This is a genomic window from Undibacterium sp. CY21W (assembly GCF_014284265.1).
In the GTDB taxonomy this organism is placed as follows: Bacteria; Pseudomonadota; Gammaproteobacteria; order Burkholderiales; family Burkholderiaceae_D; genus Undibacterium; species Undibacterium aquatile.
Map to the genome: position 1 here is coordinate 97662 of NZ_JACOGE010000008.1, position 22184 is coordinate 119845.

Here is a 22184-nt window from a genome sequence, read left to right on the forward strand (position 1 = left end):
TGATTTCCTGATTCTGCGACCAGGTTGTTGTTGCCGGTGTTTCTGAAATCCGTACTTCTTTTGTGGCCTAAGTCAGCCGGTAACCCACCGGTATCATTGAATCGGGGAGTGGGTCATGCTTTATTGCTTCAAGTAGGTCAATTTCGATGGCACGACAGATTGCATCTAATGGCAAATCATTCGCGTCAAGACCAAAGGGCTCTTCGATTTCATCGCCAAGTGCATCCAAGCCGAAGAAGGTATAGGCAACAATTGCCACCACAAATGGCGTCATAAAGCCGATCGAATCTACCAGTCCGAAAGGCAGCAGAAAACAGTAGATATAGGCAGTCCGGTGCAGCAGCAATGTGTAAGAAAAAGGAATGGGCGTATTTTTTATACGCTCGCATGCGGCAGCGGCGGCTGTGATGGCTGATAAGGTAGTGTCAATATTGGCCGCGAGACAGGGATCAATGCGCTTTTCATTCATACTTTGCTGCAGATCCAGCGCCATACGATTGATTAAAAAATCGGGTTTGTTTTTGGATGATTGAATCAGCGTGACCTCTTCCTGAGTCAGCCATTGCGGCATATCTTCACCCGGTAAATCGCGCAGCAGATTTTTAAGTGCGTAGGAAAAGGCGATTGCCCGGTAAATCATGCGTACCCTGATATCCGCCAACCCATTGGATGCCACTGCTGTGATCGGATAGGCAATCAGGCTTTGACATTGGCGTGACAGGTTGCGGCTCCTGATCAGTAATTCGCCCCAGAGTTTGCGCGCTTCCCAAAAACGGTCATACGCAGTGTTATTCCGGAACCCGAGAAAAATAGAGATAGGCAAGCCGATCAGGGTAAACGGAATGGTTGTCAGTGTGATTTTGAGTTCAAATAAATCACCATGTGACATGGTGACCAATGTAGCAATCAGAATGTTAATTGTCAGGGCTGGCAATATTCTTGGCAATACAGAGCCACGCAACATGAGAAACAAGCGAAAGCCAGACGGGCGATCCCTGACTATCATGCTTTTTCCCAATTTTTAAAATGTTTCACCGATAATCCGTCAGAATACTAATATATTAGTGAATTAAAACACTAATATATTAGTAAGTCAATCTGTACAATGGCTTTGAATTATTGAAAATAATTAATCTGAATGGAGTCAATATGAATCACAGGATTGCCTACCGAAATCTGCCGCAACTGTTTTTGAAGGCTCGCGCGAATCTGATGAGTCACTTTCGTCCGATATTGAGTCGGTTTGGCTTAACGGATCAGCAGTGGCGAATTTTTCGTGTGCTTGATGAACACGGTCAACTCGAGCCACGAGAATTGTGTGATTTATGTCAGATATCCAGCCCTAGCATGGCAGGGGTACTCAAGCGTATGGAAGAGCTTGATCTGATCCGCCGCTGTGACGTGAAAGGGGATCAACGTCGTGTCTTAATTGCGTTGTCAGAGCAGGGGGATGCGCTGATGCTGAAAATTGCCCCATTGATTGACACGCAATATCAATATGTTGAGCAGGCATTCGGAAGTGAGGCGATTGATGAACTGATTGCTGCTCTTGAACGGTTTAATGAGGTAAAAACAGACGCGGTCGAGCAGGTTGCGTTGGATTAACTCTTGCGGTTTTTTATTTCCTGGAAAAAATCCAGGGAAGCGCATCGAATTCTCTATTTATATCGACCAGCGTTGATGTTTCAGCGTACTTGAAATCATATTGCGCGATCGATTGCAGTGAGATGCATGGGCATAGTTAGCGCGATGTTTGATTTGTAATTGAATTTCCTTGTGAAAGGTTGATTTATTCTCTTTCGTGTGAGCGAGACAACACACGTCGTACCAGTTCCTGCCTGGTGAGGTTACTATTTATGTGCTAACTGTTGCGTATTAACTTAATATATTCTTTTTTTGTTTTGGACTATTGAGTTTGCCTCTGGAATGCCCTATTGTGCAACGCACCAATAATTACAAGGTACGCAATTGGATAATCATCAAACGAAAAGCAGTCTGGCAGGATTGACGTTAGCGGCAGTCGGCATTGTTTATGGCGATATCGGAACCAGTCCTCTCTATACGATGAAGGAAGTGTTTGCGCCAGCCCACGGATTGCAGCTCACGCAAGCCAATATCTTTGGTATCGTCTCTATGATTTTGTGGGGATTGATTATCATCGTTTCTCTCAAGTATGTGACGCTTGTGCTGCGCGCAGATAACCGTGGTGAAGGCGGAATCATGGCGCTGACGGCGCTGTCCCTCGAATCGGTCAGTAAAAATTCTAAACTCTACTTTCCCCTGACTGTGCTTGGCTTGTTTGGCGCTTCGCTGTTTTACGGTGACGGCGTGATCACACCAGCGATGTCGGTGTTGTCGGCAATGGAAGGTATTGAAGTTGCCACACCCAGTTTTAAACCAGTAGTTGTTCCTATTACGCTGATTGTTCTGATCTGTTTGTATGCGGTTCAGCGTAAAGGCACTGCAGGCATCGGGAAGATGTTCGGCCCGGTGATGTTGTTGTGGTTTTCAGTTCTGGCCTTGATGGGCTTGTATAACATCATCCGCGTTCCGGGAATTCTTGCCGCTTTCAATCCCTTATACGCAGTGAATTTTGTGATCGACCATCACTGGGGGGCATTTTTTGCGCTCGGTGCTGTCGTACTGGCGTTTACCGGCTCCGAAGCTTTGTATGCGGATATGGGGCATTTTGGCGCTAAACCGATTCGTGCTGCCTGGTTTTTTATTGTGTTTCCCGCACTGGCACTGAATTACCTCGGACAGGGCGCGCTGCTGATGTTTAATCCAGCAGCAGTGACCAATCCTTTTTATTATCAGTTGGGTGCGTGGAGTATTTATCCTCTGGTTATCTTATCGACGGTTGCTGCGGTGATCGCATCCCAGTCGACGATATCCGGGACGTTCTCGATGACCAAACAAGCTATTTCACTCGGCTTTTTGCCGCGTATGAAGATTGTGCATACGTCAGCTAAAGAAATCGGCCAGATTTATATTCCGGTGGCGAACTGGATGCAATTGTTTGTAGTTGTTGGCGCGGTGATTGGCTTTGGTTCGTCGACGAATCTTGCATCGGCTTACGGTATAGCAAATACCGGTACGATGCTGGTGACGTCATTGCTGACGTTTTTTGTTATCCGGTTTGGCTGGAAATACAATCTTCTATTGTGTGTTGCTGCGACATTTTTCTTTTTAGCCATCGACGTTTCTCTGTTTTCTGCCAATGCATTGAAATTCTTCCATGGCGGTTACTTCCCGATTGTGCTGGGATTGATTATTTTTACCTTGATGCTGACCTGGAAACGTGGACGTGAGCTGGTATTTGAAAATCTGAAAAAACATGCAATTCCGCTGGAGGATTTCCTTGCATCCCTGTTTGTTTCTGCGCCGACCCGGGTTTACGGTACTGCCGTATTCTTACGTGGTGAGGCAGACGGTGTGCCGCACGCACTCTTGCATAACTTATCGCACAATAAAATATTGCATGAACGGGTGGTTTTTCTGACGCTGCATAACAGGGAAATTCCGTGGGTACCATTTTCTGAGCGTATTAAGATTTCTGATCTTGGTAATTCGTGTTATCAGATCGATCTGTTTTACGGATTTAAAAATGAGCCGGATATTCCAGCTGCGCTTGCTTTGTGTGCATCGAGTGGTCTGATTTTTGAGCCTATGGAAACTTCTTACTTTATTTCCAGGCAGACGATTATCTCTACGCCGGGCGGTGGCATGGCAAGATGGCGTGAGGGCATTTTTGTTGCCATGTCTCGCAATGCACGTGATGCAGCGGACTACTATCACATCCCAAGCAATCGCGTGATTGAAGTCGGCGCTCAGGTTGAAATTTGAAATAATGGCGGGAGGGCTTATAAAATCAAAAGTCCTATGCTATAATTTTGTTTTTCGCGGCTGTAGCTCAGCTGGATAGAGTACTTGGCTACGAACCAAGGGGTCGTGGGTTCGATTCCTGCCAGCCGCACCAGATTCAAGGGACTAGATGCAAATCTAGTCCCTTTTTTCTTTTTTGCGTTTCTTTTTTTCTTGTTCATTTTCTTCCCCGGTTCGCTGCATTTTTTTTGCTTGCCTTAATGCTTATTTATCTCGCGTCATAAAAGTTGAGAGGAGGGGCTTTAAATGTTGGGTTTACTTGTGCTATAATTTTCTTCTTCGCGGCTGTAGCTCAGCTGGATAGAGTACTTGGCTACGAACCAAGGGGTCGTGGGTTCGATTCCTGCCAGCCGCACCAGATTCAAGGGACTAGATGCAAATCTAGTCCCTTTTTTCTATTCTGAGATGTTCAAGTTGAAGAAGGTGCTCACGCTGACATGAACACCGAATTGGCTTAGTGATTGATTAGTCCGCGAGTATTAACCGGCGCAGACTCCAGTTTTCTGGTGCCTCCTGATTGAGGGAGCTGCGTTTGATCGGGTTGGATCGTACGCTTTCTTCGATGGACGTAATGAGCCGGTGGAGTTGCGATGCGTCAGGCAGCATAGTTCCCAGAAATGCCACTTCATCGTCATATTGAATCAGGATGGTAGGGAAATTTTCAATTTCTATATCTTCGACCAGATGGGCATGGTCTTCTATGTCGACCCAGGCAAAGCACTTTTCCGGATGGTGGACAGCCAGTTCTTCGAATGCTGTGCGATAAATATTACAGGTGTCGCACCATGCAGCGCAAAGGCAGGCGACCAGCCATTGTTTGGTGTTCAGTTGATTTTTCAACTGTTTCAGATCATTAGTGTGAATATGTGCGTTCATGTTGTAATTCTAACCGATTCAATCTCAATAGAAATCCAGCCTTGCACTGAAGTGAACACGGTAAAATACGTCTATGACAATGATTTTAGCAATAGAAACATCGACCGAGCTGGCATCAGCAGCTTTGCTTGTTGATGATCAGATTTATGTGCGCGAGTTATCCGGTGTGCAAACCCACTCACAAGGAATTTTGCCTGCGTTGCAGTCATTGCTGTCCGAGGTCGGCATCGCGCTGTCTGACTGTGATGTTTTGGCTTACGGATGCGGCCCCGGTGCATTTACAGGGATACGCACAGCTTGCGGCATTGTTCAGGGGCTTGCCTATGGCGCAGAATTAAACGTTGTGCCAGTGATTAGTCTGCACGCGATGGCGTTGGCAGCATTCGCAGAGGTAAAGGCTGATAATTTTATTTGCGTTCTGGATGCGCGTATGAACGAGGTGTACTGGGCGCAGTACCGCTTTGTAGGCGGAGTCTGCGTAGAAGTTAGCGCTCCAGTGTTGGCGAAGATAGAAGATATTACGCCGAGTGCTGATCTTGATGCACCGTATTTTGTCCTTGGGAATGGCGTTGTTTTGCCTTCTCAATATAGTCAGTTTCCATCGATTCCGATGATGCCGCATGCAAAACAGGTTGCGGAGTTGGGGAAACTGGGGTTGGCAAGTGGTCAGGATGTCTCACCAGAGCTGGCGCAGCCGCTGTACCTGAGAAATAAGATTGCCTTAACTACTGCCGAACGAGCTTTGGTGCAGGGGCAGAAGTAATATGCGGCTTTTTCGTGCTGAGTATAAAAAACATGCATAACTTTGTGAAATTGGGTTTTGCGGACATTGATCAGATACTGACGATTGAAGAGGCGGTATACTCTCATCCCTGGTCCCGAGGAAATTTTACCGATTCGTTTTTAAGTGGTTATCAGGCATTTGGTATTCGCGATCATTCCGGAGAAATTGCCGCTTATTTTTTTGTAATGCCTGTTGTTGACGAATTGCATCTGCTGAATTTCGCAGTTCGTAAAGAAAATCAGGGACAGGGATATGCGAGCGCCATGTTGAGATACCTGCATCTTTATGCAAAAGAACAGGACATGACGTCAGTTTTGTTGGAAGTCCGGCGTAGTAATTATCGGGCAATTGAGGTGTACCTTGCCGATGGCTTTGAGGAAATCAGCAGAAGAAAAGCCTACTATCCTGTCGATGTAAATACCCGTGAAGATGCAATCGTGATGCGGAGAATGTGCTGATGAATGCTGCCGAACAAACGGCTCGTATCAAAATTCTGAATGCAATGGGTTTGGGTCCGTTGTGGCTCTCCCGCTATGCGTCTGAGGAGGTAACTCCAGTAGCTGCGACGTTGGCGTTGGCGGATGTTCCTCCTGCGGCTGTTTTGCCTGACGGTGGTGTCACCGATGTTGTAACAGTGGCGGACCTACCCCTGTCTTCAGCGCCAGCGGCGTCTGATCCCGTGGATCGCGTATCTGTGATGTCCTGGGATGCATTGCAAACCGAAGTCGCATCTTGTGTGGCTTGTGGCTTGTGTAAAGGTAGGACAAAAACAGTTTTTGGTACTGGAGATGCCGCAGCGACATGGTTGTTTGTCGGTGAAGGTCCGGGCTATAACGAAAACTTACAGGGTGAGCCGTTTGTCGGCGCAGCCGGACAGTTGCTTGATAATATGCTGCGGGCACTTGGTGTGCAGCGCGGTGAACGTGCGTATATTGCGAATGTTGTCAAATGTCGACCGACGGATAGCAGCGGTAAAGACCGGCCGCCAACGCCCGATGAAATAAAGGCTTGTCTGCCGTATTTGAAGCGCCAGATTGCCTTAATTCAGCCGAAAGTGATTGTTGCTCTGGGTAAGACGGCAGCAATTGCCTTATTGGGGGTCGATCCTGATACGCCGGTTTCGCAATTACGTGGAAAAGAACATCATGTCAACGGTGTGCCTATGATTGTGACCTACCACCCCGCGTATTTATTGCGTAAACCTGTAGAAAAAAATAAGGCGTGGCGCGATTTGTGTCTCGCTCAAAACGCTTTACCAACAAACGTCTGATGCGAGTCTATCCAGACTATCAGGCACAGTTTCATCAGCAGTGGGGACATCTGAACGATGTGCATGTCCGCTCACTCGCATGGTTGTTAAGTTCTCCCGATTTGCTCGATCAGCAGTCACCCGTGTGGGAAGGTGCGATCGTCGCACCGGAGCTGCCGTCTCAGAGTCAGCTTGAACGGTGGTTAACCAAGCTTGATGTATTTCCTGAGCCTTTGCATCAGGCCTTGCGTGACGCGCCGACAAAACGACTGGGTTTGTATGCGGAGGTGTTGCTTGCTTTTTTTCTTGCTGATTCAAGCGAGCTGTTTGCGCATGGTCTGCAAGTGAATGACGAGCAGGCACGTACCATTGGCGAGTTTGATTTTCTGGTACAAGAAGGCGAGGGGCTTGTACATTGGGAGTTGGCAACAAAAATTTATTTATTTTTTGCTGACGCGGTATCTGAACAAAGCGGAGCTCCTGATTTGTTTAATTATCTCGGCCCGAATCTCGCGGATACGCTGGGTGCCAAGATGAAGAAAATAGTGCAGCAGCAATTGCGTCTGGGTTTGCATCCGGCAGCAAAGAAATTGTTGCCTTTTCCTTTGCTGCGTTCTCAAGCACTTGTCAAAGGCTGGTTGTTTTATCGCGGTATGGATATTGGTCGAGCAGGCTCTGTGGTTGATGGGGTATCGGAGCAGCATTGTCGTGGTTACATCTGGACTTTGCGTGATTTGCAGGAAATGCCTGAATGCGAAGGCGTTATTTTGCAGCGCCTTGCCTGGCTGGCACCGGTGCAACTGAGTAGTGACGCTGTATTCGGAACGCAAGAATTACTGACACAGATCAAATCACATTTTTCGATATCGACGGCCCCAGTGTTGCTGGCGATCACCGTCACCCAGAACGGTATTGCCCGGGAAGTTTGCCGCGGCATGCTGATCCCGGAAGACTGGTGGGATCGGGCTTCTGCGGCAAAATTGCATCCCTAGTGTTTATGCTCGCCTATCAGTGCCAGTGAATCAAACTGGCGCTGGTTTGCACTATGCTTTCTCATCACAATGAACATTGTACTCGCCACAAATAAGCCGAATATCACAATCACAGCCTGAATGTTCAGGTCTAAATAGATCATTAGCGCGTACAAGCCCAACATGATCAGTACTGATAAGTTTTCATTGAAATTCTGTACCGCAACTGAGTGTCCAGCACTCATCAGCACATGTCCGCGGTGCTGTAAGAGGGCATTCATCGGAACTACAAAGAAGCCTGCCAGTGCACCAACCAGAACAAGTAAAGGATAGGCGAGCCAGACGCTGTGTACGAAGATCATGGTGGTGACGACTAGTCCCATTGCGATGCCCATGGGCATGACTGCCAGGGATTTTTTGAGTGGGACAAATTTAGCGGCAGCAACTGCGCCGATGGCAATGCCGATAGCGACAACACCCTGTAATACCGCTGCTTTATTCAGCGGCATTTGTAAAGATTCTTCTGCCCATTTTAAAACGATAAACTGCAGTGTTGCCCCGGCGCCCCAGAACAGCGTAGTGACAGCCAGTGAAATCTGCCCCAATTTGTCTTTCCATAGGGTGACAAAGCAATGAGAAAAGTCACACACTAATTGCACTGGATGGGGCTTTTGATGGGCGTAACGGGCACCTGTGTCGGGGATGCGCAAATTAAACAGAGCAGCAAGCCCATAAAAGAAGGTAATGACACAGAGTGCTGCCTCGGTCGGCGTATTAATTGGAAAATCAACTACCGGGAAATCAAAATTCAGCAAGGTCGCCGAGATATGAGGGGTGACCAGCGCACCACCAAGTACGGTGCCGAGAATGATGGAGGTCACTGTTAAGCCTTCGATCCAGCCATTTGCAGCGACCAATTTTTCAGGGGGGAGCAACTCCGTCAGAATGCCATATTTTGCCGGCGAATACGCTGCAGCACCAAATCCGACGAGAGCATAGGCAATCAAGGGATGCACATGAAAAAACATTAAAGCGCAACCAAGGACTTTAATCATATTCGTAATGAACATGACCTTGCCTTTGGGGAGTGCATCAGCAAAGGCGCCGACAAAGGCGGCTAGTAATACGTAAGAGACAGCGAAGAAAAATTTCAGTAAAGGCGGCATCCAGCTTGGCGATTGCATCGATACCAGTAACGCCATGGAGGCAATCAGTAGCGCATTGTCGGCCAGCGAAGAAAAAAACTGTGCCGCCATAATTGTATAGAAACCACGTCTCATGCTTGTCGTTTGCCTGTTACAAAGTGTTATCGGTCAGCTTTATACCATGAAAATCTCGCCTGATCGCTGAATTAGAGCATGTATATCAGAAATTACTGGGTAAAATATCAGTGTTTATTACGTTTTCTTTGAAAAGTTATGGCTAAGGCAAAAACTAATTACACCTGCACGGAGTGCGGCGGCATTGTCAATAAATGGGCCGGACAGTGTCCTTCGTGCGGGCAATGGAACACCTTGGTCGAAACGATCATGGAGGCTGCCGGTAATCGTTTTTCGGCAAAACACCAAAGTCTCGCGCAAACCGCACCAGTGTTGAATCTTTCCGATATTGAAGCGTCAGATGTGCCACGTTTTGGTACGGGTATTGATGAGTTTGATCGTGTCCTGGGGGGCGGCTTAGTGCCGGGTGGCGTCGTTCTGATTGGGGGTGATCCTGGGATAGGAAAGTCCACGCTGTTGTTGCAAGCCTTATCTAATCTGACAAAGATAAAGAAAGTGCTGTATGTCAGTGGTGAGGAGTCGGGCGCGCAGATAGCTTTGCGGGCGAACCGGCTGGTGCTTGATACGCATGGGCTGGCTTTGCAGGCGGAGATTCAGCTCGAAAAAATTCTGAACACACTGGCGGATCATAAGCCGGAAGTAGTAGTGATTGATTCGATTCAGACGATTTATTCTGATGCGTTGAGTTCGGCGCCGGGCTCGGTGGCGCAGGTGCGTGAATGTGCTGCGCAGCTTACACGCGTCGCAAAAACCATGAATATCACCATGATTCTGGTCGGTCATGTGACGAAAGAGGGTGCCCTGGCGGGACCCCGCGTGTTGGAACACATTGTGGATACTGTGCTGTACTTTGAGGGTGATACACATTCGAGTTTCCGTCTGGTCAGGGCGATTAAAAACCGCTTTGGCGCGGTGAATGAACTGGGTGTCTTCGCCATGACCGAGCGCGGCTTGAAAGGCGTATCAAATCCGTCGGCATTGTTTCTTTCTCAGCATGAGTCGCAGGTCGCTGGTTCCTGTGTCATGGTGACGCAAGAGGGAACCAGACCCTTGTTGGTCGAGATACAGGCGCTGGTTGACAGCTCTTTCGCACCGAATGCGAAGCGTTTATCTGTCGGCCTGGAGCAAAATCGTCTGGCGATGTTGCTGGCGGTGTTGCATCGACATGCTGGTGTTGCGGCGTTTGATCAGGATGTTTTTATTAATGCGGTAGGGGGCGTCAAAATTGCAGAGCCTGCAGCCGACCTTGCTGTCTTGCTGGCGATTAATTCGTCGATGCGAAATAAGCCCTTGCCGCGCAGTCTGGTTGTGTTCGGCGAGGTCGGCCTGGCTGGTGAGATACGGCCAGCGCCGCGAGGGCAAGAACGCTTGAAAGAAGCAGCCAAGCTCGGATTTACGATAGCCATGATCCCGAAAGCGAACGCGCCCAAGCAAAAAATCGAAGGGCTTACCATCATTGCAGTCGATCGTATTGATGAGGCAATGAGCCGTATCCGCGATATTGATGACGCTAACTGAGTTCTTGCGTCGCGCAGCAGTTGTGTTTATCGGCGCAGGCTGTTGATCACCTCAGTTGCTGCGTGGATGCCGCTGCTGATCGCGCCTTCCAGTGTCGCAGGATAACCGCCCTGCGTATAGTCTCCGGCCAATGTCAGCCCGGGTATGCCTGTGCTGTTTGATGGGCGTTGCAGCGCCGGAGTGCAACTGAAGGTTGCTCTTTTTTCAGTAATGATCTGATGCCACAGAGGGCTTGCCAGTTCGGGGCGCTGGAAGCTGTCAGCTAATTGCCGGGCAATCGCGCTTGCGAGTGACTGGTGATCTTGTTGGTGCTCTTTGGGTGCGCTGATCACGACTGCAAACAAGCCGCTCTGATCATCATGCAACTGGCCGCGGTCAAATACATATTGCCCCCATTGCTGTTGCGAGGGATCGTCCAATAAAGCATACATGGGGCGCGGCAGGCTTGTTCCTGGCGCATACTGCAAATAGCAGCTCGTGATGGCTTCGTATGTCAGTGGCGGCAAGGTCATGCCAGTGTCCGCATCGCTGAGCAGTCGCTGTGCATTACTGGCATCAGTGGCAATAACGATGCCGTCAAATGCCTGCTCATTTTGCTGGACGGACTCGATGATCCATTGAGATGCGCCGTCTTTTTTGATTGCTTTGATTGCGCTTGAACATGCCACATCAGCGCCGTGGCGCTGTATGAATTCCGCCGCTTTTTGGGGGAACAGTGCCGACAGATTCAGTCTCGGCAGCAACATGTCGGATGCGGCGCGACTGGCGCCAAGGCTGTCCCGCAGGACATTCAGAAACACCTGCGCGGAAGCCTGTTCAGCAGGTGTATTCAATGCAGCGATGCAAAGTGGATTCCACATCAGGCGGCACAGTCTGTCCGTCTGATCAAAGCGTTGCAGCAATTCTGCGACGGTGCAATCGGTATTGAGCGTCCAGCCCATCCAGCGCGCTGCAGAGGAAAATCTGGCGAGTGCCAGCTTGTCTTCGCGGCGCAGACCTGTCGCCCTCCAGAGAGCCACGAGCATATGCAGTGGCGCAGGCAGTCGTGGCGCAATGAAGTGCATGCCATCTTCGTGCTCTGGGTAGATCATTTGTAGCGGCAGCCGCAAAAACGCAGCGTTCAGGTCAACACCGACGGTTTTCATTAATTTCAGACTCTGCTGATAGGCGCCCAGCAGAATATGCTGGCCATTATCAACCGTGAGCCCATTAATCCCGACGCCGCGCGCCCGGCCACCGAGTGTTTTGGCCGACTCAAACAGGCTGACCTGATGTCCGTTTTGCGTCAATGTGACAGCTGCCGCACAGCCCGCCCAACCACCACCGATCACAGCAATTTTTTTTGAGACCTTCGCCATTTCAGCCACGGATATAGGTTTTCCAGGCGAGCCAGAGTTTACGTATCGGTGTCAGCGAGATGCGCTGGCTCAGCACATGAAAGCTATCGCGCTGAATTTCCGATAGCAGCGTTCTGTAGATGGCTGCCATAATCAAGCCGGTACGCTGCGCGCGGCGGTCTTCTGGTGGCAGTATTGCCAGTGCCTCATCATAGAGTTTTTGAGCCCGTTCGTACTGGAACTGCATCAGCGCTTCAAATTCAGGGCTATGTCTGGCATTCAGTATGTCCGCTGCCGTCACCTTGAACTGTTGCAGTTCATTGACCGGAATATAAATTCTGCCCTTGCGCGCATCTTCACCGACGTCACGAATGATGTTGGTCATTTGAAACGCAAGGCCGAGTTTCTCGGCGAATACTTTGGTTTGCGGATTGCTAATGCCAAAGATGCTGGCCGATAAAATCCCAACCACGCCAGCCACATGCCAGCAGTATTTTTGCAGCGCAGGGAAATCCAGGTAACGGGTCTGATTCAAGTCCATTTCCATGCCGTCGATGACGGCCATCAGGTGCGCACCTTCAAGCTGGTAAGTCGTCAGGTGTGGCAGCAAGGCTCTGGTGACAGGATGTGTCGGCGCATTTGCCAGCATTGCCTGAATTTCTTTACGCCACCAAGTCAGTTTGCTGCGGGCAACCATATCGTCAGTACTTTCATCGACGACATCATCCACTTCGCGGCAAAAAGCATAAAGTGCAGTAATGGCGCGGCGCCTTTCTGCTGGCAGGAACAGGAAACTGTAGTAAAAACTGGAGCCGCTTTCTGCAGCTTTTTGTTGGCAATATTCGTCTGGTGACATGCTGGAATATAAAAAAGTTGTTGACGCTGGGCTGATCAAAGTTGATAAGAGTTGCTATGCTAACAAACTTCAACATGCCTCAACCTGTTCAGATTGCGATACCGCATGTAGAACGGAAGTATCGTAATGTAATCAGATTGTAGAATTCTTAACTCAAAACGCGACAGCTCGTATAATAGTGGGCGCATTATATTATCGCTCTGCACAAAAGAGCCTGGCTTTTGACTCGAAACTTTAAATTTGGACAAACATCTTGAATAAATCGAAACTTGTGGCAATTTTGGGTGGCCTGGGAATTATCCTGGCTGGATGCGGTGGCTTCGTTTACACCTCCGTCGGCGGCACCGTCACGGGTCTGGGAACAACAGGGGCAAATTCAGTGCAATTGATGAATGAGCAGAACTTCATCCGGACGCTGACTGCAGATGGTTCTTTTTCATTCAGTGTGGCGAGCAATGCTAATTACTCTATCATTGTCTCTAGCCAGCCAAATCTGGTGAATTGCACGGTCGCCAATGGCACGGGAAAAATGACGGGCGAGGGGGCGCTGAATAACATCTTGGTGACTTGTGTGCCGAATGTGCCGGTTTCCGGAACCCTGTCCGGCATGGCCGATAGTGGCGCGATTACCTTGAACAACAACACGGTGAATCCAGCCACCAGTGTTGCCACAGACAAGACGATGTCCTTGTCCGCCAATGGCGCATTCCAGCTGACCAATTATGTGGTGAGTGGGTATCGTTACAATGTGACGGTGGCGATGCCACCAGCCGCACAGTATTGTACGGTCGCCAATGGTACCGGCGTAGCGGATAATAAATATCCGAACGCGATCAACAATGTCGCGGTTTCCTGCGTTCCTGCGGTACCGGTCAAGGTGACGGTGAATGGTCTGACCGCTGGTAATACATTGACGCTGTCGAATGCGACGACAGCAAAATCCACTGCCGATACTTTGGCGATCAGCACGATCGGTATTTATAATTTTGGCTGGAGTTTGCTCAATGGCATGACATATGCGGTGACAGTGGCAACGCAACCGACCGGGCAGACCTGTACTGTGCAGAATGCAAGCGGTGTGGCAGATATTACCAAGCCGGACGCAGCAAGCAACATCGTGGTGAATTGCGTCTGAGCGCACTGGCATTCAGCATTCACTTCATATAAAAAAAGCCCACCATGATTGGTGGGCTTTTTTACTGTTTGATGCACCGAGCGATGGCAGGGTTACAGTTCTTCCAGCATGCCTGCGTCATTGAAATAAAAAATACCTTCCCGCTTGAAGCCCCATTTTCCTCCCTTGAGCCTGATAAATGGTTCAAAGCTGAAAAAACCAACTTCCGACAAAGGGATGTCATTGCTGGAATCAATATACTGGCGCTGATCTTTGTCGTTAGCGATGCTGTGGCCGACGTTGTTGCGATAATCGAGATTGACGAAACCGTTCTGACGTATGCGCATATTGGCCCATTCGAACAACTGGCCAAATGTGGTCTGAGGTCTTACCAGCGCCTGCATTTGCTGATGCATCTGTTTCAGGAAATTCAGACCATTTCTGAATTCGATTAATTGCGGTGTTGGTGTGACTTTGCCATGTTCTATCGGAAATGAACGGGCGCAGTCGCCCCAAAAGCGATCCCGTGTCGGACTCAGATCGATCGTCACCAGATTATCGTTACCGACACGTTCTTCGTTGGGTTGATAATCGCGCCCGGAGACGGAGACGCAACTGCGAGACCCAAGTAATACCAGTGCCGGACATGAGTGATACCAGGTATCCGGATAGCCTTGCGCCTGCAGTAGCCGGTGCGCTTTTTCAGCGATACTTTTTTCGGTGTCATCTGCAGTAATCAGACCAGCCATTTGCTGCAATACAGTTTTGGCGGCGCTTTGTACTTGTCTGTGCTGTTCGATCTCGAACGCGGTTGGCATAATCTTTCCGTTTCAACTGGGCGTGATAGTGAATCTGAGTTTATTTTTCAGAGTTGCTCTTCGTTACCGCTTTAACGCCTGCGGCGGTCACATCCACCGCCGTTCCAACAACGGCACCTCCGACTTTCACTGTCGTGGAGACGGCGACGTCGGCGATGGCAATGACAGTGCACGCACTCAGTGGGAAAACGCATAGTAGGAAAAACATTCGCGATATACAAGTTCGCATGAGTAAGCCTGGCGTTGTTAAGGTTGCTGGAGGTGGGGACTGGGATCGTCTTGCCAGTCGCATTATGCGGCTTTGTTTCAGTATACGTCAGCGCTTTACGCACTTATTTATGGATGTTGAAATTTTTTGTAACTTGATGTTCATTTTGTAATAATTTATATACTCCCCCACTATTTTTAAGAAACCTCGCTAACCTCAGCGTATTCATTGGGCTCTTTTGCATACTGGGGGGAGTATTTATTGATGCTGAATCAGTCTCTGGACGGCATTCGCAGTGCGCGCCAGCCCAGTAGTAGCCAATCCTGCGCCTTCAGTGTTGGTCGATGATGGAATACATCGCCATTCACAGCTTCAATTTTCTCTATGATGCGCAGACCGCCCTGAATAACTAAGCGCAGCTCCCAACCTATGCGGCCTGGAAGTTGCGTCGCCAGTCCGCTACCTGAGAGCATCATCTGACGCGCGCGCGCGGTTTGGAATTGCATCAGTGCTTGCCAGGCGGTGTTCAAATTCTGATTCGCGATATCCTGCTCGCTGACGCCGAAGGTTTGCATGTCACTTTGCGGCAGATAGATGCGCTGTTTTTTCCAATCAATAGCGACATCCTGCCAGAAATTAATCAACTGTAGTGCCGAGCAAATCGCATCCGAGTCACGGATGTTTTCTGGCGTCGCCGCGCGATACAGATGCAGCATAATCCGACCAACCGGATTAGCCGAACGACAGCAGTAATCTTGCAACTGTCCGAAATCAACATAACGGGTGGTGACCACGTCCTGTTTAAATGCCGAAAGTAAATCCCGAAACGCCTGCAGCGGCAGTTGGTGTTGTCGGATAACATCAGCCAGCGCGATGAACATGGGCTGTGTGCTGTTGCTGTTTTGCTCAATGAAGTCGAGCTCCTGCTCATAGGCGCTGAGCGCTGTCAGACGCTGTTCAGGCGTGGCATCTCCCTCGTCCGCAATATCGTCCGCACTGCGGGCAAAAGCATAAATGACTTCGACTGCCGGTCGTAAATGCGGTGGAAGTAAGATCGATGCGACAGGAAAATTTTCGTAGTGTTCAACGGACATAAGTGGGTATGAATCCTTAATGACCGAAAAGTCATTGGCAAAGAGGTTGACCTTAATTATAATAAATAACCAGCCAGTCATTTATTTAAAATCAGTGCGATCAGTTGCAATTAGTTGCGGTAATGATGAATATGTCATCTCGTTACCAGCCGCCTCATTCAGTCCGCATAGTAAAGGAAAACTTTTGTGTTAACACTAAAAACTCCCGTGTTCGCTGACGCGTCCCCCGTTGTCAATCGCGTCAAACTGCGGCATTCAGGTTTGTCCTCGTCGCGGGCGATTGCTGCGCTTTCCTTGTTGAGTTTGTTGGTGGCCTGTTCCAAGCCGGTTGAGAAAACCGAGGACGTGCGGCCAGTGCGTGTGGTCACAGCGACCAATACCACTTCTGATGTGGCATTTGAATTATCCGGTGAAGTGCGCCCACGGATAGAATCCCGCCTCGGTTTTCGTGTCGGCGGCAAAATCGTTCAACGTAAAGTCGAGCTGGGAACCGTGGTGAAGCGCGGACAATTGCTGATGCAGCTTGATCCTCAGGATTTATTGCTGGCACAAACGCAGGCGAAAGCGGCGTTGACAGCAGCAGAAAGTAATCGCGATCTGGCTCAGGCCGATTTAAAACGCTATCAGGAATTACGCGCAAAGAATTTCGTTGCTGCAGCAATCCTCGATAGCAAAGAGGTCGCCTATAAAGCAGCGCAAGCCAGTTTCGAGCAGGCAGTTGCTGGCTTTAAAAATCAGAGCAATCAGGCGGGATACGCGACGCTGATTGCTGATGTCGATGGCGTTGTCACCGGGATTGACGCAGAAGTCGGGCAGGTTGTTGCTGCCGGAACGCCGGTTGTCCGTGTTGCGCAAACCGGTGAGATGGATGTGGTGGTCGGTATTCCGGAAAACAAAATCAATACCATACGGCAGATGAGTGATATCAGGGTCGGCTTATGGGCTGATCCGACATTGGCATTGCCGGGTAAGTTACGTGAATTATCACCGGTCGCGGATGCGGTGACGCGTACTTATCTTGCTAAAGTCAGTTTGCCCGCGGATGCAAAAGATGTGCGCCTCGGTATGACGGCCAATGTCAGCTTCGTCGCACCGAATCCCGCGCCAGTATTTAAACTGCCGACCACGGCTTTATTTCAGGATAAAGGGCAGACAGCGGTCTGGATCGTCAGTGGCGGTGCGGTGAAGCTGGTGCCGGTGAAACTGGCTGGCGCATCGGGCGAAGATGTGTTGATTGCTGGTGGGATTTCTTCCGGCCAGCAGGTCGTGACTGCTGGTGTTAATTTGTTAAAGCAAGGGCAGAAAGTCAGCATTCTGGGAGCTGAGTCTCCGGCAATAAAGCCGCCAGCAACAAAGCCGCCAGTGACGGAAGCGCCAGCTTCTGCGGTGGGAGCTTCTAAATGAGTAACTCTTCGAGAAGTTTTAATTTGTCAGGTTGGGCGCTGGAGCATATCCCGCTTATCCGCTACCTGATCGTTGTATTGCTGCTTGGCGGTATTTTCAGTTATGGGAAGCTGGGGCAGGATGAAGATCCGCCATTCACTTTCCGTGCGATGGTCGTCCGCGCAATGTGGCCGGGTGCGACTGCTTTGCAAATGGCCGACCAGGTGACGGATAAACTGGAAAAAAAGCTGCAAGAGACGCCATACATTGATCGCATCCGCAGTTATTCCAAGCCAGGCGAAACACTGATTATTCTACAGTTGCGTGAATCTACGCCGCCGAAAGAAACGGCGCAATCCTGGTATCAGGTGCGTAAGAAGATAGGTGATATCAAAGCCACCTTGCCGCCGGGTGTGCTCGGTCCTTTCTTTAACGATGAATTTGGTGATACTTACGGCTCTATCTTTGCGTTGTCGGGTGACGGCTTCACCTATGAAGAAGTAAAGGAATATGCCGATTTCGTTCGTCAACAGTTTTTGCGCATCCCTTCGGTGTCGAAGGTGGAATTGTTCGGCGTGCAGGATGAAAAACTGAATATCGAATTCTCTCAAAAGAAATTTTCCCAACTGGGTATTTCTTTCGACGCGATTGTTTCTCAGATTGGCTCGCAAAATGGCATCGAAAGTACCGGCGTACTGACAACATCTACGGATAACCTGCAAGTCCGGGTTTCCGGCGCCTTAATGAAGGTGAAGGATCTGGAAAATCTGCAATTGCGGGCAAACGGCACCACTTTCCGCCTTGGAGATTTTGCGACAGTAAAACGTGAGTATAAAAATCCACCGCAAGACAAAATGCGCTTTAACGGCAAGGAAGTGATCGGCCTTGGTATTTCTATGGAAAAAGGCGGCAATATCATTGAGCTGGGCAAGCATTTACAAGCGGATGTCCGTACGATCAAGGCAAAACTTCCGGTGGGCATACAACTGGAGCAGGTGACAAATCAGCCTGACGCGGTGAAAGAATCTGTCGGTGAGTTTTTACATACGTTGATTGAGGCGGTCGTCATTGTGCTGGCAGTCAGTTTTCTGTCGCTTGGCTTGCATACCAAACCTTTCCGTCTCGACATCTGGCCGGGTCTTGTTGTTGGCCTGACGATTCCTCTGGTGTTGGCGATTACCTTCTTATTCATGCGTATCTTTGACATCGATTTGCATAAAATTTCACTTGGCGCTTTGATTATTGCGCTCGGTCTGCTGGTCGATGATGCGATTATTGCGGTAGAAATGATGGTGCGTAAAATGGAGGAGGGCTTCTCTCGCTTTGACGCCGCCACCTTTGCCTATACATCAACGGCGATGCCGATGTTGACCGGAACTTTGATTACGGCCGCAGGCTTTTTGCCTATCGGCCTGGCTAAATCGGCAGCGGGCGAATACACGTTTTCGATGTTCTCCGTGAATGCGCTGGCACTGATTATTTCGTGGCTGGCAGCTGTGTTGTTTACGCCTTATCTTGGTTATCTGCTGTTAAAGGTAAAGCCGCATAACGTCAATGATAACCACCATCATGAGCTGTTTGATTCGCCGTTTTACAACCGTTTCCGCGCGCTGGTGAATTGGTGTGTCGAGTGGCGCAAGCTGACGATAGCCATTACCCTGGGTGTGTTTGGCCTTGGAGTATTTGGCTTTAAATTTATTGAGCAACAGTTTTTCCCGGATTCAAATCGTCCTGAATTGATGGTCGAATTGTGGTTGCCGGAAGGCTCGTCATTTGCGGCAACAGAAGCGCAGACCAAGAAATTTGAAAACTTTGTGCGGCAGCAGGAGGGCGTTTCCAGTGTGACGAGTTATGTGGGAACCGGTAGTCCACGTTTCTATCTGCCGCTGGATCAGATTTTTCCGCAGACAAATGTGGCTCAACTGGTTGTTTTGCCTAAAGATTTAAAATCAAGAGAGGCGCTGCGCTTGAAAATTGTCGATATTTTCAAGAAGGATTTTCCTGAGGTACGCGGTCGCGTGAAATTGCTGCCGAACGGACCACCGGTGCCTTATCCTGTGCAATTCCGCGTGACCGGGCTGGAAGTGGCGAAGGTGCGAGAGATTGCTGATCAGGTAAAGCAGGTCATGATGGCGAATCCGAATGCGATTGGTGTGAACGACAACTGGAATGAGTCGGTGAAAGTGGTGCGTATCGACCTGGATCAGGACAAGTTGCGGGTATTGGGTGTGACCTCGCAAAACGTTATGCGCGCGGCGAATACGATTCTGAGCGGTACAACCGTCGGGCAATTCCGCGATGGCAATAAGTTGATCGACATGGTGGTGCGTCAGCCAGTTGATGAGCGTTCAACCGTGAACGCATTGAACAATGCGAATATCCCTACTGCGAGCGGAAAATCGGTTCCTTTGTCGCAGATCGCGACGATCAAACTGGTCTGGGAGCCAGGCGTGGTCTGGCGCGAGGGGAGGGAGTGGGCTGTTACCGTACAGTCTGACGTGGTTGATGGCATTCAGGGGCCGACCGTATCAAGCCAGATCGCACCGCAGTTGAAGGGTATTCAGGCCGCCTTGCCTCCGGGTTATGCAGTGGAGTTAGCTGGTGCCGCAGCGGATAGCGGCAAGGCGCAAGAATCGATTGCTGCCAATGTACCGTTAGTCGTGTTTATCATTTTTACGCTGCTCATGTTGCAACTGCATAGTTTTTCCCGCGTCATTCTGGTTTTCCTGACCGGGCCGCTGGGATTGGCGGGAGCTGCCCTGGCATTGCTTGTGCTGCAGAGACCGTTTGGTTTTGTTGCGCAACTGGGCGTCATTGCTTTGTTCGGTATGATTATACGTAATTCAGTCATTCTGATTGATCAGATTGAGCAGGATATCCAGGAAGGCTCAGATGTCTGGACTGCGATCGTTGAATCAGCTGTCCGTCGGTTCCGTCCTATCATTCTGACGGCGGCGGCGGCGGTGCTGGCGATGATTCCTTTGTCGCGCTCGGTATTCTGGGGGCCGATGGCCGTCGCAATTATGGGTGGTTTAATCATCGCAACCGGTCTGACTTTGCTGTTTTTACCGGCATTGTATGCGGCATGGTTCCGTGTTAAAAAGCCGACGTAAGCAAAAGGAGAGGGATGTTTCAGGTAAGCGACGCAGAGTTGCCTGAAATGTTTTTTTTGAAGCATTAAAAAAATAAGGCACGGGCTTACAAAATCCAGTAGAATTACGGGTTGGAGTTGTAATGCCACTATTTAATAGTTTTGGGCGACGCTTGATGTTCGGGTCGCCCTTTGCTTTTGTGCCGGACGCGTCGGATGTGCCGGTAAGTAACATAACTCATCCCGCGAGGATGGCGAAATTGGTAGACGCACCAGGTTTAGGTCCTGACGCCAGCAATGGTGTGGGGGTTCGAGTCCCCCTCCTCGCACCACAGAATTTTTACTATTTGGACGATTTTCATGGCAACTGCAGTCGAAACTTTAGATAAATTGGAACGCCGCCTTACAATTTCCTTCCCGATCGCTGATGTGCAATCAGAAGTTGAAAAACGTTTGAAGGTGCGCGCACGCACAGCAAAAGCACCTGGCTTCCGTCCAGGCAAAGTGCCTATGAAGATGGTTGCCGCACAATACGGTTACCAGGTTGAAACAGAAGTGCTGAACGATAAAGTTGGTCAGTCTTTTGCTGCGGCCGTTGGTGAAAGCAATCTGCGTGTTGCTGGTTACCCAAACATTGAGCCAAAAACAGGTGAAGGCGTTGCTGAAGGCACTCTGGCTTTCACTGCGACTTTCGAAGTCTATCCTGAAGTGGTTGTTGGCGATTTGTCTGCTGCTGAAGTTGAGCAGGTTAAATCCGATGTGACTGATGCAGAGATCGATAAAACGATTGATATCCTGCGCAAGCAACGCGTGCATTTCCACGTTAAAGGCGAACAGGGCGCGCATGGTGATGGTGGTGCAGATCAGTCTGCACAAAACGGCGACCGTGTCACCGTTGATTTCGTTGGTAAAATTGACGGCGTAGAATTTGCGGGTGGCAAGGCCGAAGGTTTCACTTTCGTGTTAGGTGAAGGCCGCATGTTGCCAGAGTTTGAGACAGCCACTGTTGGCTTGAAAGTTGGCGAATCTAAAACGTTCCCGCTGGCGTTCCCAGAAGATTATCATGGCAAAGATGTTGCCGGTAAAACTGCAGAATTTACCATCACTTTGACAAAGCTGGAGTGGGCGCATTTGCCTGAAGTTGATGCTGAATTTGCTAAGATGCTTGGCGTTGAAGATGGCGATCTGGTAAAAATGCGCACTGACATCAAAGAAAACCTCGAGCGCGAAGTTAAAGGCCGTGTTAAAGCGAAAACAAAAGAAAGCGTGATGGACGCTTTGGTTAAGGCGGTGACATTTGATGTTCCGACTTCTTTGGTTGCGCAAGACAGTGAGCGTCTGGCTGAAATGACTCGTCAGGATATGGCACAACGTGGCATGAACGTGAAAGACGTTCCATTCCCGATTGAGATGTTCAATGCGCAAGCAGAGCGCCGTGTCCGTCTGGGTCTGATTTTGGCTGAATTGGTCAAGGCTAATAACTTGCAGGCAACTGCAGAGCAGATCAAAGCTCAGGTTGAAGATTTCGCGCAAAGCTACGAAGATCCGCAACAAGTAGTGAAGTACTACTACAGTGATCGTAATCGCCTTGCAGAAGTTGAGGCCCTTGTATTAGAAGAAAACGTCGTTAACTATGTTCTCGGTAAGTCGAAAGTGACTGAAAAAACACTGCCTTTCGATGAGTTGATGGGCAATAACGCACAAGCATAAGTTTTAAAAG

At 49.5% G+C, this 22184-nt stretch carries 18 protein-coding genes and 3 tRNA genes; 14 read left to right on the forward strand and 7 right to left on the reverse strand.

Going from position 1 to position 22184, the window contains the following annotated elements:
* Positions 1-67 precede the first annotated feature (67 nt).
* Positions 68-1006 carry a bestrophin family protein gene (locus H8K29_RS16615; protein WP_186898482.1) on the reverse strand — a complete coding sequence of 313 codons (939 nt, stop codon included), beginning with the start codon at positions 1004-1006 and terminating at the stop codon, positions 68-70.
* Between the two features lie 143 nt (positions 1007-1149).
* Here H8K29_RS16615 and hpaR point away from each other — a divergent pair, with 143 nt between their 5' ends.
* The 4 genes from hpaR to H8K29_RS16635 all read left to right on the forward strand — a co-directional run bounded on the left by hpaR (position 1150) and on the right by H8K29_RS16635 (position 4243).
* Complete coding sequence (gene hpaR, locus H8K29_RS16620; RefSeq protein WP_186883696.1) at positions 1150-1605, forward strand: homoprotocatechuate degradation operon regulator HpaR; 456 nt, start codon at positions 1150-1152, stop codon at positions 1603-1605.
* Positions 1606-1968: 363 nt separating this feature from the next.
* The gene (locus tag H8K29_RS16625; RefSeq protein WP_223826891.1) at positions 1969-3846 is read left to right on the forward strand and encodes a potassium transporter Kup; all 1878 of its coding nucleotides are present in this window, start codon (positions 1969-1971) and stop codon (positions 3844-3846) included.
* Positions 3847-3902: 56 nt separating this feature from the next.
* Positions 3903-3979: transfer RNA gene (locus H8K29_RS16630), tRNA-Arg, on the forward strand.
* 187 nt (positions 3980-4166) lie between these two features.
* A tRNA-Arg gene (locus tag H8K29_RS16635) sits at positions 4167-4243 on the forward strand.
* A 107-nt stretch (positions 4244-4350) separates the two neighbouring features.
* Here the strand turns inward: H8K29_RS16635 and H8K29_RS16640 are convergent.
* Positions 4351-4761 carry a thioredoxin family protein gene (locus tag H8K29_RS16640; protein ID WP_186898483.1) on the reverse strand — a complete coding sequence of 137 codons (411 nt, stop codon included), beginning with the start codon at positions 4759-4761 and terminating at the stop codon, positions 4351-4353.
* Between the two features lie 73 nt (positions 4762-4834).
* On the opposite strand from H8K29_RS16640, the gene tsaB reads away from it, so the two are divergent.
* From tsaB to H8K29_RS16660, 4 genes are read left to right on the forward strand one after another with little or no spacing between them, the layout of a single operon-like run.
* On the forward strand, positions 4835-5524 hold the full coding sequence (gene tsaB, locus H8K29_RS16645; protein WP_186898484.1) for a tRNA (adenosine(37)-N6)-threonylcarbamoyltransferase complex dimerization subunit type 1 TsaB: 690 nt from the start codon (positions 4835-4837) through the stop codon (positions 5522-5524).
* 44 nt (positions 5525-5568) lie between these two features.
* A complete protein-coding gene (rimI, locus tag H8K29_RS16650; protein ID WP_370527213.1) occupies positions 5569-6003 on the forward strand; it encodes a ribosomal protein S18-alanine N-acetyltransferase in 435 nt (144 codons plus the stop codon).
* The gene (locus H8K29_RS16655) at positions 6003-6815 is read left to right on the forward strand and encodes a uracil-DNA glycosylase family protein (RefSeq protein WP_186898486.1); all 813 of its coding nucleotides are present in this window, start codon (positions 6003-6005) and stop codon (positions 6813-6815) included. The genes rimI and H8K29_RS16655 overlap by 1 nt, the downstream gene beginning before the upstream one ends.
* Positions 6815-7786, forward strand: a complete 972-nt coding sequence (locus H8K29_RS16660) for a DUF1853 family protein (protein WP_186898487.1) — start codon at positions 6815-6817, stop codon at positions 7784-7786. Before H8K29_RS16655 ends, H8K29_RS16660 begins: the two co-directional genes overlap by 1 nt.
* Here H8K29_RS16660 and lplT read toward each other — a convergent pair.
* Positions 7783-9045: a lysophospholipid transporter LplT gene (gene lplT / locus H8K29_RS16665; protein WP_186883690.1), complete on the reverse strand. Its 1263-nt coding sequence runs from the start codon at positions 9043-9045 to the stop codon at positions 7783-7785. The genes H8K29_RS16660 and lplT overlap by 4 nt on opposite strands.
* Positions 9046-9183: 138 nt before the next feature.
* On the opposite strand from lplT, the gene radA reads away from it, so the two are divergent.
* Complete coding sequence (radA, locus tag H8K29_RS16670) at positions 9184-10563, forward strand: DNA repair protein RadA (RefSeq protein ID WP_186898488.1); 1380 nt, start codon at positions 9184-9186, stop codon at positions 10561-10563.
* Between the two features lie 26 nt (positions 10564-10589).
* On the opposite strand, the gene hpnE is transcribed toward radA, so the two are convergent.
* Both hpnE and hpnD read right to left on the reverse strand, forming a co-directional pair.
* Entirely contained in the window at positions 10590-11921 is a 1332-nt protein-coding gene (gene hpnE, locus H8K29_RS16675; RefSeq protein ID WP_186898489.1) for a hydroxysqualene dehydroxylase HpnE, read from the reverse strand.
* Position 11922: 1 nt separating this feature from the next.
* Positions 11923-12756: a presqualene diphosphate synthase HpnD gene (hpnD, locus tag H8K29_RS16680; protein WP_186898490.1), complete on the reverse strand. Its 834-nt coding sequence runs from the start codon at positions 12754-12756 to the stop codon at positions 11923-11925.
* Positions 12757-13009: 253 nt separating this feature from the next.
* Between hpnD and H8K29_RS16685 the strand changes: the two genes are divergently transcribed.
* The gene (locus H8K29_RS16685) at positions 13010-13891 is read left to right on the forward strand and encodes a hypothetical protein (RefSeq protein ID WP_186898491.1); all 882 of its coding nucleotides are present in this window, start codon (positions 13010-13012) and stop codon (positions 13889-13891) included.
* A gap of 92 nt (positions 13892-13983) precedes the next feature.
* Here the strand turns inward: H8K29_RS16685 and H8K29_RS16690 are convergent, their stop codons facing one another.
* Both H8K29_RS16690 and hpnC read right to left on the reverse strand, forming a co-directional pair.
* Complete coding sequence (locus H8K29_RS16690) at positions 13984-14688, reverse strand: M24 family metallopeptidase (protein ID WP_200181394.1); 705 nt, start codon at positions 14686-14688, stop codon at positions 13984-13986.
* Between the two features lie 480 nt (positions 14689-15168).
* A complete protein-coding gene (hpnC, locus tag H8K29_RS16695) occupies positions 15169-15990 on the reverse strand; it encodes a squalene synthase HpnC (protein WP_186898492.1) in 822 nt (273 codons plus the stop codon).
* Between the two features lie 186 nt (positions 15991-16176).
* Here hpnC and H8K29_RS16700 point away from each other — a divergent pair, with 186 nt between their 5' ends.
* From H8K29_RS16700 to tig, 4 genes are all read left to right on the forward strand, one after another.
* Positions 16177-17394, forward strand: a complete 1218-nt coding sequence (locus H8K29_RS16700; protein ID WP_370527214.1) for an efflux RND transporter periplasmic adaptor subunit — start codon at positions 16177-16179, stop codon at positions 17392-17394.
* The gene (locus H8K29_RS16705) at positions 17391-20486 is read left to right on the forward strand and encodes an efflux RND transporter permease subunit (protein WP_186898493.1); all 3096 of its coding nucleotides are present in this window, start codon (positions 17391-17393) and stop codon (positions 20484-20486) included. Before H8K29_RS16700 ends, H8K29_RS16705 begins: the two co-directional genes overlap by 4 nt.
* 223 nt (positions 20487-20709) lie before the next feature.
* Positions 20710-20796, forward strand: a tRNA-Leu gene (locus tag H8K29_RS16710).
* A gap of 28 nt (positions 20797-20824) precedes the next feature.
* Positions 20825-22174 (forward strand): trigger factor, encoded by a 1350-nt coding sequence (gene tig, locus H8K29_RS16715; RefSeq protein WP_186898494.1) that lies wholly within the window; start codon positions 20825-20827, stop codon positions 22172-22174.
* The last annotated feature ends 10 nt before the right edge of the window (positions 22175-22184 follow it).

Coding starts and splice junctions, on each gene's coding strand:
- H8K29_RS16640 (WP_186898483.1), bottom strand. CDS start 4,761: ATGAACGCACATATTCACACTAATGATCTGAAACAGTTGAAAAATCAA.
- hpnD (WP_186898490.1), bottom strand. CDS start 12,756: ATGTCACCAGACGAATATTGCCAACAAAAAGCTGCAGAAAGCGGCTCC.
- tsaB (WP_186898484.1), top strand. CDS start 4,835: ATGACAATGATTTTAGCAATAGAAACATCGACCGAGCTGGCATCAGCA.
- hpnE (WP_186898489.1), bottom strand. CDS start 11,921: ATGGCGAAGGTCTCAAAAAAAATTGCTGTGATCGGTGGTGGTTGGGCG.
- H8K29_RS16655 (WP_186898486.1), top strand. CDS start 6,003: ATGAATGCTGCCGAACAAACGGCTCGTATCAAAATTCTGAATGCAATG.
- H8K29_RS16690 (WP_200181394.1), bottom strand. CDS start 14,688: ATGCCAACCGCGTTCGAGATCGAACAGCACAGACAAGTACAAAGCGCC.
- H8K29_RS16660 (WP_186898487.1), top strand. CDS start 6,815: ATGCGAGTCTATCCAGACTATCAGGCACAGTTTCATCAGCAGTGGGGA.
- H8K29_RS16705 (WP_186898493.1), top strand. CDS start 17,391: ATGAGTAACTCTTCGAGAAGTTTTAATTTGTCAGGTTGGGCGCTGGAG.
- radA (WP_186898488.1), top strand. CDS start 9,184: ATGGCTAAGGCAAAAACTAATTACACCTGCACGGAGTGCGGCGGCATT.
- hpaR (WP_186883696.1), top strand. CDS start 1,150: ATGAATCACAGGATTGCCTACCGAAATCTGCCGCAACTGTTTTTGAAG.
- H8K29_RS16615 (WP_186898482.1), bottom strand. CDS start 1,006: ATGATAGTCAGGGATCGCCCGTCTGGCTTTCGCTTGTTTCTCATGTTG.
- tig (WP_186898494.1), top strand. CDS start 20,825: ATGGCAACTGCAGTCGAAACTTTAGATAAATTGGAACGCCGCCTTACA.
- lplT (WP_186883690.1), bottom strand. CDS start 9,045: ATGAGACGTGGTTTCTATACAATTATGGCGGCACAGTTTTTTTCTTCG.
- hpnC (WP_186898492.1), bottom strand. CDS start 15,990: ATGTCCGTTGAACACTACGAAAATTTTCCTGTCGCATCGATCTTACTT.